The organism is Bacillus cereus group sp. BfR-BA-01347 (assembly GCF_022663835.1).
In the GTDB taxonomy this organism is placed as follows: domain Bacteria; phylum Bacillota; class Bacilli; order Bacillales; family Bacillaceae_G; genus Bacillus_A; species Bacillus_A thuringiensis_K.
Genome location: NZ_JAKUGG010000012.1, coordinates 1 through 15,427 on the forward strand (window position 1 = coordinate 1; position 15,427 = coordinate 15,427).

Genomic DNA, 15,427 nt, shown 5'->3' on the forward strand with positions numbered 1-15,427 from the left:
ATGATTGTCCTTTTCTTGCCATAAAAAAATCCCCTCCAGATAAAACAGTATTGAGTCCATCATATCAGATGGACTCTTTTTTTACTGTCTACCTATAGGGGATAATACCAGCCTCAATAATAAGACTGACTCTTTTTTATATGGTAACTAGTTTAATACTTTAACTGTAACTGTTTTACGTCCCCAGTTACTAGATGTGCCTTTATCTGGCATTAAAACATCGATTTTATTTCCTTTAATAGCTCCACCAGTATCACCAGCGATTGCTACTCCGTAACCTTCAACCCATACTTTTGAACCTAATGGAATGACACTTGGGTCAACTGCAATAAGTTTCATGTTTGGATTAGCTGTTAAGTTGTGACCTAAAGCTGATTTTACTTGGTCGCCTGCTTTATAACCATTTTCAAGTGGATCTGCTGTGTAAGCAGTTGCTACAACGCGTAGTTCACGAGAAGATGATGGTGCACTTGTTTCAGTTTCTTTTGCAACAGGTTGTTGTGTAGCAGGTTTTTGAGCTTTAGCTGCTTCACGAGCTTTAGTTGCCTCTTGAGCTTTAGCTGCCTCACGAGCTTCAGCTGCTTCTTGAGCTTTAGCTGCTTCACGAGCTTTAGCTGCCTCTTGAGCTTTAGCCGCTGCTTGAGCTTCAGCTGCTTCTTGAGCTTTAGCTGCTTCACGAGCTTTAGCTGCTTCTTGAGCTTTAGCTTCTGCTTGAGCTTCAGCTGCTGCCTGAGCTTTAGCTGCTTCTTGAGCCTTAGCTTCTGCTTGAGCTTCTGCCGCTTCACGAGCTTTAGTTGCTTCTACTGCTTTAGCTTTTGCTTGAGTTTCAGCTACTTCCTGAGCTTTAACTGCTTCACGAACTTTAGCTGTATCTTGAACTTTAGTTGTTTTTTCAACTTTAGCTACTGGTTGAACTTTAACTGGTGCTTTACCTGTTAAGTAAGGAACATGAACATAAGCTGTTTTTCCGTTATATTCAAATTGAATCCAATCATTTTGTACTTGGTGTGTTGTTTCAATTACATCATCTTTTTTCAACTTACCAAGAATCTCTGAGTCTGTGTTTGCTCCAGCACGTACGTTTAATACGTTTGCTGTTACGTAGTAAGTGTCTTTTGTATAGTCAGCGCTTATGAAAGCTTCTTTACCGCTATTCAATTGAACTTTTGACCAACCATTTTCTGTATGTAAAACATTTACTTTATATCCATCTAATAATTTTCCTACAACTTTTGATTCAGTAGTTGGGTTTTCTCGTACGTTTAGTACGTCAGTCGTTACGATTGTTTCTGCTTTAGCAGATGTTGTGAAAATCCCAAGACCAAAAACCGCTGCTGTTGCTATACCCATAAATTTTTTCATAATAGCCTCCATTGCATTTGTTTTCGTTGACCTCATTATAGCAACCATTATTTTCTTATTTGCGAAAAACATAAAATTACAAAGCTTTCGTAACGGGGCATTAATATTCTGTAACAATTCCATAAATATCCTGATAGCGCTTCCTTGTTGTTTTTTTGGCGTATTAGGGCATATGAAACACAAAATGAGTAGCATTTCAATTACTGTAACGTTAATAATGTTACAGTGATATTTCTTGATGATATCTATGGTATTACAAAAGTAGCGTATTTTACTGTTTGAATGGAAATTTAGTTATGAAAAGATAATCTTTTTAGGCGTGAAAATATATAAATGAGGTGAAATTTAATAAAATATCGATATAATTGTTACAAAATCAGTCGAAGTATGGAAAAAATTACGCCTTGATTTTCGTCTGTTACATAGTATTTTTGCAATAATAGAATTAGATAATAGCCTTAGTACCTATAAATAATGAAGAGTATTAGAATGATAGTTGTAACGTGAAACATATATAATAGAAGAAACTCAATTTAGTAGATGAATAAAAAACGCAGGAGTGTAAACTCCTACGTTTTTTATTCATATCGTAAACATTCAATTGGATCCAGTTTTGCAGCTTTGTTAGCTGGTAGTAGACCGAATATAATACCAATTAACATAGAGATACCTACTGCAAGAAGTCCAAGTTCTTTTGAGACAACGAGTGGCCATCCGGCAAAGATGGAGACGATCCAAGCGAAGAAGATGCCGAGCATGAATCCGATGAAACCACCTAGTCCTGTTAAAATACAAGATTCAATTAAGAATTGTGTTAATACTTTACCACGCGTTGCACCAAGTGCTTTACGAATACCAATTTCACGTGTACGTTCTGTTACAGATACAAGCATGATGTTCATTACACCGATACCACCAACAAGTAAGGAGATAGCAGCAATACCACCGAATACCATTTTCATCATACCGATAGATTCGTCTAATTGCTTCGTAAATTCACCTAAGTCCTGTGCTTTGAATTTATTTTCAAATTTAGGAGATTTCATTTCGTTTAAAACAGAAACGGCTTGTTTTTCTACACTTTTACGCTCTGTTGGGGAGGTCATTGTTAATTTTACAGAGTCATACTCAGTTACTCCTGAAATGACAGGGACATTTTCAAGTGACGTATACCCTTCAGCCATAGCCATTCCGAATTCATTTTTCGTTTCGTACACACCGACTACCTTATACGGCTTTCCTTTTATATCAGTGTATAAATTTGATTCCCAACCATTAAATAATTTATTGAAAGCTTCTTCATTTAATATAACAGCAGGAATTGCTTGTGTTAATTCGCTGTCGTTTAATTCGCGACCGTGAACTAATTTTATTTTCGAATCTGTCATGAAGTCGCCTGTTCCACCTATTAAATCAAGCGAGACATCTTTTGAACCAGAAGCTGCTTTTACTTTCATACGTACATCTGGATACACATCCTTAACGCCTGGAACAGTTTGAAGACGTTTTAGCATATCAGCTGTAATTTTGGCAATATCTGTTCCATAGTCAGAGTTATCGTAGTAAATCGTTATTTCATTATCTTTTCCTTGGCCTAATTCTTTTTTAAACTTTGCGTTTGTACCATCACCCATTGAAATGATAGTAATGATAGCGCTAATACCGATAATAATACCTAACATCGTTAAGATAGAACGCATTTTATGAGCAAAGATAGAGGAAAGGGCCATGCGTATATTTTCACTCGTGTTCAAAATTAACCTCTCCAATCTTGGACGATATTTCCGTCACGAATTACAATTTGACGTGCTGCAGCTTCTCCAATTTCACGATCGTGGGTAATCATAATGATTGTTGAGCCTTGTTTGTTTAATTCGTAAAAGAGGTCCATAATTTGTGTACTCGTTTTCGTATCAAGTGCTCCCGTCGGTTCATCGGCTAAAATGAACTTTGGATTATTTACGATTGCACGTGCAACTGCGACACGCTGTTTTTGTCCACCTGATAATTCGTTCGGTAAGTGAGTAGCACGATCAGCTAAACCTACTTTTGTTAAAGCTGCTAGTGAGCGTTCACGTCGCTCTTTTTTATCAACACCTGCATAAATAAGAGGCAATTCAACATTTTGCATTGCTGTAAGTCTCGGTAATAACATAAAGTTTTGGAATACGAATCCGATTTCTTTATTACGGACATGTGCAAGTTCTGTTTCAGACATATTTGAAATGTTTTGTCCAGCCAGCTCGTACGTACCTGTCGTTGGTTTATCTAAGCAACCGATAATGTTCATTAATGTTGATTTACCAGAACCAGAAGGTCCCATAATAGAAGTGAATTCTCCTTGGTTCAGTGTTACGTCAATTCCATGTAATATTTGAACGGATTCTGTACCATTTTGGAAGGATTTCGTGATGCCTTTTAAGTTAATCACTGGGCGACAACCTCCATACCATCTTTTAAGTCTTTTTCAGGTTTAGAGATAATTTCCTCGCCTTTTTTCACTCCAGAAACTTTTGCTTCGCTATCAGTTTCGAATTCAACAGTAACTGCTTGTTCTTTCGCTTTACCGTCTTTTACAACGAAGACAACATTTTTATCACCTTTTTTCACGATACTGCTTTTCGGAACAATTGTACCAGTTGCTTCGCCAGATTTACTTGTTACGTAAACGTGGAAGCCGTTTTGTAGTTCGTCACTATTATCTAATGTGACAGTGAATTGATAGTTAGAAACAGTTTTATTTTCATCCATGCTCTTTAAAGGTGTAGAACCGATTTCTGTTACTTTTCCTGTCCAAGTCTTACCAGCGACAGTTTTTGATGAAACAGTTACTTCTTGCCCAACTTTCATACTAGCAAGCTCATATTCAGAAAGTTGACCTTTTACTTTAAATTGACCAGCGTGACGAAGAGTAATTCCGCTCATACCTGTTTTTTCGTCAGCAGTTTTTACGATATCATCAATTACGCCATCAGCAGGACTTGTTACAGAAAGAGTGTTTACTTTCTCTTTTGCTGCTTTAATCATTTCATCAGCTTTTTCAACTTCAAACTTTTTCATTTCAAGTTGTGATTCTAATTGCCCAACTTCAACTTCTGATGCTTTTAATGCTTCAGCAGGAAGGCCTGCATTTTTATCTTTTTGTAATTTTTGTTTCGCTGCATCAATTTGTTTTTGGAACAATGTTACTTCTTTTTGTGCGATTTTCTTTTGCATTTCTGCTTCTGTTATACCTTGTTTCGCAGTCGGATCATTGTATTTAAATAGAAGCTGACCCTTTTTCACTTCATCGCCTTTTTTAACAGCTAATTCATATGTTCCTTTTGTTGGATCGAATGAAATAGTTTCAATTCCATTTGGAATAACTTCGCCACCAAATTTTTGCGCGTTTTGGATTTGTTTTTCAGTTACTTTATATCCGCTATATGCCATTGCTACTTCTGAACCGCCACCAGCAAATGCAAAGTATGATCCAGCTGCAATTCCGATTGCTACTACACTAGTAATTAACACTTTATTTTTCTTCTTCATCTATTTATCACCTTTTCGTTCGTTTTAGTATCTACATTAAGTATAGAAGAGGTAAAGAATCTGACAAATCGTTTTAGCTTACAATAACCTTACAGTTTTGTAAGGTATGAATATGTAAATGTAAGGTAGAGGTTGTCCTAGTGTAAGCAAATGAATTGACTCGTCGTTTCTTTCTTACAATAATATTGTATGGAGGAAAGGAGGAAGGAAGATGGAAGCTTATTTTAGCGCGCATCCATTAAAACCGTTTATTCCCTATTCAAGGCAACATGCCATTATATTATTTATTATGTTGGTGGGGATATTTTTCCTATATCAATACCAAGATGTATTACGTCAAAATGAGTGGAATATAACGGTTCGATATGCGATTGCATTTCTATTTATAGGGAGTGAAATTGGACTGCATATGTGGGAGTGGAAAGCAGGGATTTTTGAGCTAGCCACTTCATTACCATTCGAGTTATGTACGATTAGTTTGTTGTTAGCATCGATTATGATTGTAACGAAAAGTTACCGTATATATGAGATTGTATTTTTTACGGGAATTATTGGTGCATCACAAGCCATTTTAACACCAAATTTGCAATATGCTTTTCCGCATTTTCGTTTCATTGAATATTTTATCGCGCATGTATTGCTCATTTGGGCACCACTCTTTATGACTTGGGTGGAAGGCTATAGACCGACCTTGCAATCTATTAAGCGTACGATGATATTTTTAAACATATTAATTCCGCTTGTTTCGTTTGTAAATTACAAAACAGGCGGTAATTATATGTTTTTAGCTCATAAGCCAGAGACTGCTTCATTACTCGATATGTTAGGACCGCATCCTTACTATATTATTTCATTAGAGCTTGCAGCGCTTATTGGATGTTTCATTTTATATATGCCGTTTGCGAAAAGAGAAGGGCATACGCATAAAGAATCACTAGGATCATAGCCTAGTGATTTTTCGTCTTTAAAATATTTACAATTCAGAAAATTAAGAATAGAATTAAGGGGTAAATTATATATAGAGAGAAGGGAAAACGTGGTCAAAAAAGTTTTTCTAAATGGAATGGAAGTGACGATTCAATTTCTTATTTCGATTTTGGGGATTATTATGTTAGGGGCTCTGCCGAAATTGTTTTATGGATTTAAGCTGGATGTATCAAAGTACATACAGAGTTTAAAAGAAGTGTTTGTGAACTTAATGGATATTTCCAATTTGCAATATGTGAGAGGTAAATTTTTATTTCCGCAGCTGTTCGTCCATTATAAAGAAACGATTATTATTTTTTTAGCTGCTTTTTTTATTTCATTATTTGTAGCATTTTGTATTGTTTATGTAATTATGAGTAGTTCACCGCGTATACAACATCGAATTAAATCATTTCTCATCTTCCTAGAATCCATTCCAGATATCCTTCTTATTTTAGTATCACAAATTTTAGTTGTATGGTTTTTTAAACAAACAGGTTTTTTACCTTTTCAAATTGCTTCAATTGGAGGCGAGTCGATTAGGGGGTTGCCGATACTTTGTTTGAGCATCCCGACTACGATTATGTTTGTAAAAATGGTCGTGCTTCGTTTTGAAAATGAACTAGAAAAAGATTATGTACTATTTGCTAAGGCGAAAGGGCTGGGGCGCTTTCATATTTTAAATCGTCATATTTTACGAAATGTGTTGCTTAGTACATTATTCTTTGCGAAAACGAACATCTTTTTTATGTTATCTAATTTATATATTATAGAATGGATTTTTAATACGGGTGGTATTTTTATGTTTTTGAAATCGTATTTCGGTATTAGAGTTGAGGTTTTCATCGTTAGTGTGCTTCTTATATATATTCCGATTTTTATTTTATTTAAATTGTTTCATTATCTCATTCCGGCTGCGATGAAGGAGAGATTATAATATGTGGACGTATATAAAACGTGATAAAAGATTTTGGATAAGCATTGGGTTTCTTCTCTTATTAGTTCTTTTGAGCATCGGAAATACGTTATGGAATGATGGACATATTAGACAAGTCACATTGCAATATGATGCGGATGAAAATCCACAAGTGCCACCGTTTCCACCTTCATTACAATTTTTACTCGGGACAGACCGGAAAGGGTATGACCTGTTACATTTAGTCATTGAGGGCGCGAAGTGGACGATTGGTATATCTATTTTAATTGCGGCACTTAGAATGGTAATAGGTGTGTTTTTCGGTGTCGTACTCGGAACGTATATAAAAAGAGGATTTTCAAAAATTGAGGCTTTCTTTGATAGTTTTACAGTTATTCCGACAGTTATGATTGCGTATTTTTTTCTTCAATCTGCAAATGCATTTGGAAGCGGAGAGGAGACAACAACCTTTTTTGAAAGGGCTTCGTTTCAAGTGGTATTACTTGTACTGCTTGTAATGCCAGTTATTGCACTGTATGTTGCGAAGGAAGTTCGTAAATTGCGAACGGAAGAATTTGTTGATGCCGCGCGCATATTAGGTGGATCGAGAAGACATATTGTTATAAAACATATTTTTCCGCATCTCTATATGCCATTTATACTCGTATTTCTTCAGCAGTTTACGCAGACTCTTACTATTTTACTGCACTTAGGATTACTTGAAGTGTTCTTTGGTGGGACTGTTACGTTTGGTGGACCTATAAAAGAGGTGGAATCTTATACGCATGAATGGTCAGGTTTAATTGGAGTATACTTTAGATCATTAACAGTGCATCCATGGATTCCTCTCGTCCCAATTACATTTTTCGGGCTTACTATTTTTTCAGGAAATATGATTGTAAAAAGTATAGAAGAGGCGATGTTGAAGGTAAGGTTAGGAGGAGAGCTAAAGAAGGATGTTGTAGAAGAGGAACAATCTGTTGTGCAGTCGAAAGAAGAGTTATTTACTTTTAAGCATACGATGTGAAAATAAAGAAAAGAAGCAAGCATGTATTTCATGCTTGCTTCTTTTCTTTATTTTGTAGAAACTTCGCCTTCAGCTTCTGTTTGCGGAATAAAGTATCCAATTATACCACCGATGATTGCTGGAACGATCCAGCCGATTCCTAAGTTATAAAAAGGAATCGTGTGTACGATATTAGCGATAAAACTTGGTATCATTCCCACATTATCAAGTGCATGAATACAGCTAATAATAAATGCTGCGATCATCGCTCCGATGTAGACAGAATGTTTACGTTTCGTATATTTATCGATAAATGATACGAAAATTAAAATGATTGTAATTGGGTACAAAATAATTAATACAGGTAGTGTGATTTTAATTAATAAGCTTAATCCTAAGTTTGAAATAACGAAGCTAAAGATACAAACGTATAGTACAAGCTTTTTGTATGAAACATTTGTTAGCACTGTTGTGAAGTAATTTGCAAATGCACTTACAACACCAATTGCCGTTGTTAAACAAGCGAAGATAATGGCGATACTTAATAAAATATTACCGCTTGTCCCAAAGAATTGATACATAACAGTAGCTAATAGTTGACCACCGTTTTCGAATTGCCCTAAGTTTCCGTTTGAAGCTCCGATATAACCGAGTAAGAAGTAAACAATTGTTAAGAATAGAGCAGCGATGCTTCCGCAAATGATTGTATATTTTGCGATAGATTTCTTCTCTTGTATACCGTTTTGACGAATTGCATTTACAACAATTGTTGATAGAACGAGAGCGCCAATTGCATCTAACGTTAAAAATCCTTCAAGAAATCCTTTGAAAAACGGGATGTCTTTATAGTCACCGATAGGCTCTGCAAACGTTCCTGGTGAAAGAATCGCTTTTGTTGCCATAATTGCAATAATTACAAGTAAAATTGGTGTTAATATTTTACCGATATGATCTACTAGCTTGGATGGATTTAATGATAAGAAGTAAACGACTGTAAAGAAAATCGCACTAAAAACTAACATAGAATACCATTGATCTGGGAAAAGTGGTACAATCCCAATTTCATAAGATACAGATCCAGTTCGTGGAATAACAAATAGTGGGCCGATTGAAAAATAAATAATGATAGCGAATACTGCTGCGAATTTTGGATGAACACGGCTCGCTAAAGTGTTAAAACTACCACCAGCAAGGGCAACAGCAACGATAGCAAGTAAAGATAAACCTACGTCTGTAATAATAAATCCTGTAATGGAAACCCACATATTTTCTCCGGAAGAAAGACCAAGAAGGGGTGGGAAAATCATATTACCAGCACCGAAGAAAACTGCGAATAGTAATAAACTAATCGAAAGTATTTGCGCTGGTTTCAAAGTTGTACGCATATAAAGAAAATCCTCCTAATGAGTATTTTTGTCGAAAATTCAAATAATTTGTCGAGTAACTGTTATTATTTTAAAGGTCTGATGACTAGAAAGCAATAGGGAATTTTGAAAAAATTAAAAAATAATGCATTAAATCGAATAAATATACTATTTGTATGTTTAATAGGAAGGATTTAACTTTTAACGTGAAAAAAACACATATCGCTAGGATACGTGTATTAAAAATATATTTTTCTATCGCGTTCTTCTTTTAAAATTTCAACGGCTTCTCGGAAGCGTTGGGAATGGACAATTTCTCGTTCGCGTAAAAAGCGTAAGCTGTCATTTATGTCGGGATCGTCAGATTGGTTGATAAGCCACTGATATGTGGCACGCGCTTTTTCTTCAGCTGCAATATCTTCGTATAGGTCGGCAATTGGATCACCTTTAGCTTGTATATAGGTTGCAGTAAATGGAACACCAGCTGCGTTATGGTAATGAAGTGCGCTGTCATGATCGACGTAATGAGGGTCGAGACCAGCTGCCTTCATCTGTTCAGGAGTCGCATCTTTTGTCAGCTTATAAACCATCGTAGCAATCATTTCAAGATGCGCAAATTCTTCTGTACCAATATCGGTAAGGAGGCCAATGACTTTATCAGGAATGGTATAACGCTGGTTTAAGTAACGTAGTGCAGCAGCTAATTCTCCATCTGCACCACCGTATTGCTCAATTAATAATTTTGCAAGTGCTGGATTACAAGTTCCTACTTTAACAGGGTATTGTAATTTTTTTTCATAAATCCACATAGTTTCTCTCCTTTATATTTGCCATGGCCAAGGACCTTTACTCCATTCCCAAGGGGCATTAGAATAGCTATTTCCATACTGTTGAAGCGGTCCATATTTTTCTTCCATCTGTTGTTTTAATACTCTTCGTTTATAGGAAAAATCATTAAATTGGTTAATAGCTGCTGTATCGTCTGGGTGGGTGTCTAAGTAAAGAGTTAGTTCAACTAATACAAAGTCTAATTCTTGGAGATTCTCTAAAAGTCGATAATACTCTTCTGGTAGTGGTTGATTCACGTCAGTAGTCACCGCCCTTTTTTATAAGGATTTTCGTAATAATCATAAAAAACAGGCCATAAAGTTCCTTTTTGTAGTGCTTCTTTCGGTGAGAATTGTGGTAAATTTGGCGGTTGAAAACCTAAATATAAATTAGGAGGGGTAGAGTAATATTTTTTCCCAATAGGAGGGCAAGGATCTTGAGGGCTATGATATGGCACATATGATTTCATGTATTTATCCATTAATAAACCTCCCTATATCTTCATCACTACGTATTGTATTCAGACATAATGAGCATTTATGACACATATAAAAAAGTAATAAGTACAGGGGGAATGAATGTGGAGAATGTAAAGAATTTAATCGTGTTAGAAGTAAAGAACTTAAAGGAAACTCTGTATTTTTACGAAGGGATTTTAGGAATAACACCTAGTTCATTGAGGCCGCAATTAGATGTTACAGGGGTTTGGTATGATATCGATTCAACGAGAATTAGTTTTGTTATGAATCGCATGTTAGGAGGAAGAGAAAAGAGTGTTACGAATTTATGCGAGGTTATAACATTTTCAATTTCTAACATAGAGAAGTTAAAAAAGAAGCTAACGTTTTATGAAATTTTATATATAGAAAACAAAAGTGAGAAGAGTATTGTAGTACAAGACCCAGATGGATATAAACTTCAAGTGATAGAGAAGGATGAATAAACGGAGGGGATTTAGTGGAGAGAAGTTATGAAGAAAGTGCGTTGTTTGAGCATCAATTTTGGCTAAAGGTACTTACTGATCATGCACAATTTTTACTGGATGCATTAGCTCCGAAGGAAAAAGAGGATATAAAGAAAGCTACTTACTTTGTTGAAACATTTACGAATCTGTTAAATAAAGTTCGCAATGTGAATCTGATGGTATTCTCCAAAGAGGCAGAACAAGCCGCTAAGGAGATTCGGGCGTTTAAATTAGATACTATACAGAAACAGCTGGAAGGGAAAATTACTATTCATTTTACGCCAACTTTTATTAATCATATGGTAAACGAAGTGGAAGAGTATATAACGGTTTTAGAGTTTTTGAAGAAAGGGGAAGTTCCGCCTGTTTTTCATGAATTACATTATCATCTCGTTTGGTTAACAGATGCGGCTGGTCATGCAGGTTCTATTTCTGGTGGGCTAGATCTTGTTGAAAAAAAATTGAAAGAGAAAAGCGAAGAATTTACGAAGCATTTTGAACAATTTTACTTAAAGGCAGTTGAGATGACTGGATATTTACGAACGGAGCTTCATCATTTTCCAGCATTAAAGAAGTTTACGAAAGATGTTTCACTTGAATTGAAATTATTTTCGCATTTTTTACATGAAGTGGAAGAGCTCGAGTTATCGAATGAAGTATTAAGTGTATTATCAGCTAGAATGGCAGATCATATGGCAAGAGAGGAATGTTACTACTTATTAAAACTAGCTCAATCGTCTGGACTTGAAATGCCAAAATGTAATCCGCTTTAAAGAAAAAGAGGCCAATTTTATTTGGCCTCTTTGTCTGTTTTATTGTCTCTTTTTATTTTTGCTTGTTCAATGCTTGCCTGTAATGTCTCCATAATATTAATGATGTTCGGAGCTGGAGAGATTGTTTCAGTTTTTTCCTGTTGTTCAATTTTATTCTCGATTAATTCGGTAAGGGCTTCTTTATATTCATCTGTATACATTTCTTGTTCAAAAGGATTTGTAAGATGGTGGATTAAATTAATTGCTGCGGTGAGTTCTTGTTTTTGTATAGGATAATTTTCGTTACTTGGTAAGTTAGGTGTATTTGTTATTTCGCGAATTTCATTAGGGTAGTGGATGGTTTGTAACATTAGCCCATCTTCAAAGTTACGGATAATAGCTAAATGTTGTTTTTTTCTAATAGAAATATGAATAAGCCCAAGTTTATTTGTACGTTCAAGAGCTTCTTTTAATAATAAATAGGATTTTTCATGTCCTGGGGTAGGACCTATAAAATAAGAACGGTCATAAAGAACAGAATCGATTTCGTTATTTTGGACAAAAGATATAATCCGAATGGATCGTGGTTCGTGAGCTTTTTGCAACTCAGCTAATTCTTTTTCATCCATAATAATGTATTTATGAGGTGCATATTCATAGGCTTTTACAATATCTGTATCATCAATTTCTTCATCCGTACAATCAGGAGCAAATTTTTTATATTTAATAGGTGTTAAGCATTCTTTATGGAGACTTAAAAATTTTATATCGTTTTCTTCTACGGCACTGTATAGTTTAATTCCTATATTTAATAGTCCAAGTGAAAGTGCACCTTTCCAGACGGTATGCAAATGAAACATCTCCTTTCGTTCAAAAATGGTTATGTATATTATGAGATAGTAAGAAATTTCCTATACGTTTTTTGTTTTTTACGGAAGGGATTGGGATATAAAATATATTGACAAGCTCTCTGAAATATTTTAATGTGATTGTATAAAATTGTGTATAAAGGGGAGTAACTTATTACAGTAAAGTCGTCATTACAGGGAGAAACCCTCGGCTTTATTGGCAACGTTTCGTTGTTAGTGAGACCTTTACCAGCAATGGTAAAGGCCCCTTATTGTCTTTTTGAGGACCCTTACCATATTTGGTAGGGTCCTTTTCGTATACAAAGAGAGGAGAAATAAAAATGAAAAAACTTATTAGTAGATTAAGAGTTGTATTTCATGTTCGCCGATTTGTTCCATTCCTATTTGACTTTTTCACTTCAAAAGAGGTTTCAATAAAGAAGAAAATTTTATCTATCGCTTTTTTAGTTGGTTATGTAGCGATGCCGCTTGATTTAATTCCAGACTTTTTACCGTTTATCGGTATTTTAGATGATATTGGAATTGTGTTATTTATTTTGAACCGAATTGTAAAAATGGCGCCAGTTCAATTACAAGAAAAGCATAACGTAAACGTAGGATAGGAGTTAAAAATATGGAGCAAATGATTTTAGATATAATCGAGTTTTTAAAGCAGTTTTCTTATTTTGGAGTTGTGTTAGCATTAACGTTTGAATTTATTCCAGCAGAAGTAGTTTTGCCCATGGTTGGGTATTGGGTGTACGAGGGAGATATGAATTTTTGGCTCGCTGTATTAGCTGGAACACTGGGCGGAACGACAGGACCTTTAACGTTATATGCCCTCGGTTATTACGGCGGTCGTCCTCTATTAATAAAATACGGGAAATACTTCTTTATTAAAGAAGAACAAATTCAAAAAGCGGATGATTTCTTTGAGAAATATGGACCGGTTGTAGCATTTGTTGGACGCTTTGTGCCAGGGGTTCGAACGCTTATTTCTGTCCCATGTGGTATGGCGAAAATGAATATATGGAAATTTAGCATATATACATTTATAGCAATGTTTCCGTTAACGACTTTGTATGTTTATTTTGGAATGAAATTAGGTCCGCATTGGGAGAAGGCAGCGGATGTTGTTGGGCAATATATGCTACCAATATTAGGAGGCGTTATTCTTATCGTTGCTAGTATCTTTGTCTATAAATATATGAAGAAAAGAAATAAAACGGAATCTATTTAGTCATTTGAATATTTTTTGAAAATAGATGAATAGTACAGGCAAAAGACTCTGAGGGACATACACATATAGGGAATATAAAAGAGAGAGGGGAAACAACTATGTCTTGTGAGTGCTCAGGGTCAGCATTAACTTGTTGTCCAGATAAAAATTATGTGCAAGATAAAGTGTGTAGTCCGTGGTCTGCTACTGTAGTTGCAACAGCAATTGATAATGTTCTCTATACAAATAATATTAATCAAAATGTAGTTGGTACTGGTTTTGTTAAATATGATGTTGGACCAGGCCCAATTACTGTAGAGGCGCTTGATTCTGCTGGTACTGTAATAGATACACAAACATTAAATCCAGGAACGAGTATCGGGTTTACGTATCGTCGTTTTGATATTATACAAGTTGTGTTACCTGCAACACCTGCTGGAACGTATCAGGGAGAATTTTGTATTACAACACGTTATCCACTTTCATAGCAGAATAGGAGAGGATCGAAATGGGAATGAGAAGTTCCAGTTTGTCTTGTTGTTCTAATAAAACACTTGTGCAAGATCAAGTATGTACAGACTGGTCTATTACAGGTGCTGGTACTCAAATTGTATATACAAATAATATCACGCAAGAAGTATATGGTTCAGGTTACGTGAAGTATGATGTAGGTGCCAACCCGATTACAGTTGATTTTTTAGTAGGTGCAACAGTAGTTGATACAATTACTGTACAACCACAAAGTAGTGGTACTTTCACTGTCCGATATTTTACTACTGTCCGAATTACTACGACAGGAACGACTGTTAATCAAGGAGAGTTTTGTATTACAGTACGTTATCCAATCTCATAAAAAGCATACCGTGAACGGTATGCTTTTTATATTAAGGAAATAATGAAATTGGTATTCTATAAGCAACATGTAAATTCGCAACAGTACTTGCCTTCTAAATATAGTGAAAGATTACTTGTTATATTGATAATATTGATCGACTGTAGGTCTTTTCCTGTGTACGATATTGTATTACCAGGAAACACAGTGAAAATATTGGTTACTGTTCCAATGATTTGAATTGTAATTGCTTCGGTGCTGCTAGTACTATTGTAAACCGAGACAGTACCTGATATAAGTAGTATCCCATCACTTTGCCATAGTATCATTGATTGTGATGCATCTTTGGCAGAGGGGATGGTGTTATTAGTTATGAGGAAATTCCCTGCAAATTCATTTTTTACTCGCTCGCAATTTGGATTTGGAGGAGGGGACGGTGGACAAGGGTCTGGACAAATAATAGATAAAGGAGCGAAACAGCCAATATTTTTTTTATTCTTCAATACAACCCCTCCTTTTAAGTTGTCTTTTACTACTATTAAATGTAAAAGTATGGCCGATGTGTTAAAAAAAGAAGGAAATATTAAAAATTAAGATTGTCTAATAGGCTTAAACCTTAACTTATCATTGGTGTTATAGAAAAGATTATATGTGAATAGTCATAGGAAAAGAATGATCAGACTCTTTTAGACAAAAGGTGGTTGTATACAATAGTACAAGTAATGTTGGACTTAATTTCTAATTAACTGTATATTTACAAAAATCTAATAAAGTTCATTTGTTATTTAAACGACATTAACATGTATTAGATAAAATAGCCCTTGTAATGAATCAATTAT

The 15,427-nt window shown here is 35.2% G+C and carries 20 protein-coding genes; 10 read left to right on the top strand and 10 right to left on the bottom strand.

Translation table 11 applies throughout. The features are described from left to right. Positions 1-147: 147 nt before the first annotated feature. The 4 genes from entC to MR143_RS17630 all read right to left on the bottom strand — a co-directional run bounded on the left by entC (position 148) and on the right by MR143_RS17630 (position 4,893). Positions 148-1,485 carry a cell wall-binding protein EntC gene (gene entC / locus MR143_RS17615; RefSeq protein ID WP_242280875.1) on the bottom strand — a complete coding sequence of 446 codons (1,338 nt, stop codon included), beginning with the start codon at positions 1,483-1,485 and terminating at the stop codon, positions 148-150. Between the two features lie 455 nt (positions 1,486-1,940). Beyond that, entirely contained in the window at positions 1,941-3,092 is a 1,152-nt protein-coding gene (locus tag MR143_RS17620; protein ID WP_003300097.1) for an ABC transporter permease, read from the bottom strand. Between the two features lie 26 nt (positions 3,093-3,118). Further along, a complete protein-coding gene (locus MR143_RS17625) occupies positions 3,119-3,793 on the bottom strand; it encodes an ABC transporter ATP-binding protein (protein ID WP_000609108.1) in 675 nt (224 codons plus the stop codon). Beyond that, a complete protein-coding gene (locus MR143_RS17630) occupies positions 3,790-4,893 on the bottom strand; it encodes an efflux RND transporter periplasmic adaptor subunit (RefSeq protein ID WP_000728827.1) in 1,104 nt (367 codons plus the stop codon). The genes MR143_RS17625 and MR143_RS17630 overlap by 4 nt, the downstream gene beginning before the upstream one ends. Before the next feature lie 211 nt (positions 4,894-5,104). Between MR143_RS17630 and MR143_RS17635 the strand changes: the two genes are divergently transcribed. The 3 genes from MR143_RS17635 (at position 5,105) to MR143_RS17645 (ending at position 7,802) form a co-directional block, all read left to right on the top strand. After that, positions 5,105-5,839, top strand: coding sequence for a YwaF family protein (locus MR143_RS17635; RefSeq protein WP_000388683.1), 735 nt, complete (start codon positions 5,105-5,107; stop codon positions 5,837-5,839). Positions 5,840-5,929: 90 nt separating this feature from the next. Further along, entirely contained in the window at positions 5,930-6,796 is an 867-nt protein-coding gene (locus tag MR143_RS17640) for an ABC transporter permease subunit (RefSeq protein WP_000239699.1), read from the top strand. A gap of 1 nt (position 6,797) precedes the next feature. After that, a complete protein-coding gene (locus tag MR143_RS17645; protein WP_000269953.1) occupies positions 6,798-7,802 on the top strand; it encodes an ABC transporter permease in 1,005 nt (334 codons plus the stop codon). A gap of 47 nt (positions 7,803-7,849) precedes the next feature. On the opposite strand, the gene brnQ2 is transcribed toward MR143_RS17645, so the two are convergent. The 4 genes from brnQ2 to MR143_RS17665 all read right to left on the bottom strand — a co-directional run bounded on the left by brnQ2 (position 7,850) and on the right by MR143_RS17665 (position 10,454). Beyond that, a complete protein-coding gene (brnQ2, locus tag MR143_RS17650) occupies positions 7,850-9,166 on the bottom strand; it encodes a branched-chain amino acid transport system II carrier protein BrnQ2 (RefSeq protein ID WP_242280876.1) in 1,317 nt (438 codons plus the stop codon). A gap of 218 nt (positions 9,167-9,384) precedes the next feature. Continuing rightward, positions 9,385-9,954 (bottom strand): spore coat protein CotJC, encoded by a 570-nt coding sequence (gene cotJC / locus MR143_RS17655; RefSeq protein WP_000265278.1) that lies wholly within the window; start codon positions 9,952-9,954, stop codon positions 9,385-9,387. A gap of 12 nt (positions 9,955-9,966) precedes the next feature. Then, positions 9,967-10,230: a spore coat protein CotJB gene (gene cotJB / locus MR143_RS17660; protein WP_001075543.1), complete on the bottom strand. Its 264-nt coding sequence runs from the start codon at positions 10,228-10,230 to the stop codon at positions 9,967-9,969. A gap of 8 nt (positions 10,231-10,238) precedes the next feature. Then, positions 10,239-10,454, bottom strand: a complete 216-nt coding sequence (locus MR143_RS17665; protein WP_000362188.1) for a spore coat associated protein CotJA — start codon at positions 10,452-10,454, stop codon at positions 10,239-10,241. A gap of 33 nt (positions 10,455-10,487) precedes the next feature. Here MR143_RS17665 and MR143_RS17670 point away from each other — a divergent pair, with 33 nt between their 5' ends. Both MR143_RS17670 and MR143_RS17675 read left to right on the top strand, forming a co-directional pair. Beyond that, entirely contained in the window at positions 10,488-10,916 is a 429-nt protein-coding gene (locus tag MR143_RS17670) for a VOC family protein (RefSeq protein ID WP_165498028.1), read from the top strand. 14 nt (positions 10,917-10,930) lie between these two features. Beyond that, positions 10,931-11,710 carry a DUF2935 domain-containing protein gene (locus MR143_RS17675; RefSeq protein WP_000442439.1) on the top strand — a complete coding sequence of 260 codons (780 nt, stop codon included), beginning with the start codon at positions 10,931-10,933 and terminating at the stop codon, positions 11,708-11,710. A gap of 17 nt (positions 11,711-11,727) precedes the next feature. Here MR143_RS17675 and ku read toward each other — a convergent pair whose 3' ends face one another. Continuing rightward, positions 11,728-12,540 carry a non-homologous end joining protein Ku gene (gene ku / locus MR143_RS17680; protein WP_000557753.1) on the bottom strand — a complete coding sequence of 271 codons (813 nt, stop codon included), beginning with the start codon at positions 12,538-12,540 and terminating at the stop codon, positions 11,728-11,730. A 338-nt stretch (positions 12,541-12,878) separates the two neighbouring features. On the opposite strand from ku, the gene MR143_RS17685 reads away from it, so the two are divergent. The 4 genes from MR143_RS17685 to MR143_RS17700 all read left to right on the top strand — a co-directional run bounded on the left by MR143_RS17685 (position 12,879) and on the right by MR143_RS17700 (position 14,609). Further along, on the top strand, positions 12,879-13,160 hold the full coding sequence (locus MR143_RS17685) for a YkvA family protein (RefSeq protein WP_000733844.1): 282 nt from the start codon (positions 12,879-12,881) through the stop codon (positions 13,158-13,160). Between the two features lie 11 nt (positions 13,161-13,171). Beyond that, positions 13,172-13,777: a DedA family protein gene (locus tag MR143_RS17690; protein WP_000437063.1), complete on the top strand. Its 606-nt coding sequence runs from the start codon at positions 13,172-13,174 to the stop codon at positions 13,775-13,777. A gap of 98 nt (positions 13,778-13,875) precedes the next feature. After that, positions 13,876-14,244 carry a DUF3992 domain-containing protein gene (locus MR143_RS17695; RefSeq protein WP_001277541.1) on the top strand — a complete coding sequence of 123 codons (369 nt, stop codon included), beginning with the start codon at positions 13,876-13,878 and terminating at the stop codon, positions 14,242-14,244. 20 nt (positions 14,245-14,264) lie between these two features. Further along, positions 14,265-14,609 carry a DUF3992 domain-containing protein gene (locus tag MR143_RS17700; protein ID WP_000525819.1) on the top strand — a complete coding sequence of 115 codons (345 nt, stop codon included), beginning with the start codon at positions 14,265-14,267 and terminating at the stop codon, positions 14,607-14,609. Positions 14,610-14,665: 56 nt separating this feature from the next. Here the strand turns inward: MR143_RS17700 and MR143_RS17705 are convergent, their stop codons facing one another. Beyond that, positions 14,666-15,049, bottom strand: coding sequence for an S-Ena type endospore appendage (locus MR143_RS17705; protein ID WP_231122449.1), 384 nt, complete (start codon positions 15,047-15,049; stop codon positions 14,666-14,668). Here MR143_RS17705 and MR143_RS33230 point away from each other — a divergent pair. Beyond that, positions 14,934-15,182 carry a hypothetical protein gene (locus tag MR143_RS33230; RefSeq protein ID WP_003300113.1) on the top strand — a complete coding sequence of 83 codons (249 nt, stop codon included), beginning with the start codon at positions 14,934-14,936 and terminating at the stop codon, positions 15,180-15,182. The genes MR143_RS17705 and MR143_RS33230 overlap by 116 nt on opposite strands. The last annotated feature ends 245 nt before the right edge of the window (positions 15,183-15,427 follow it).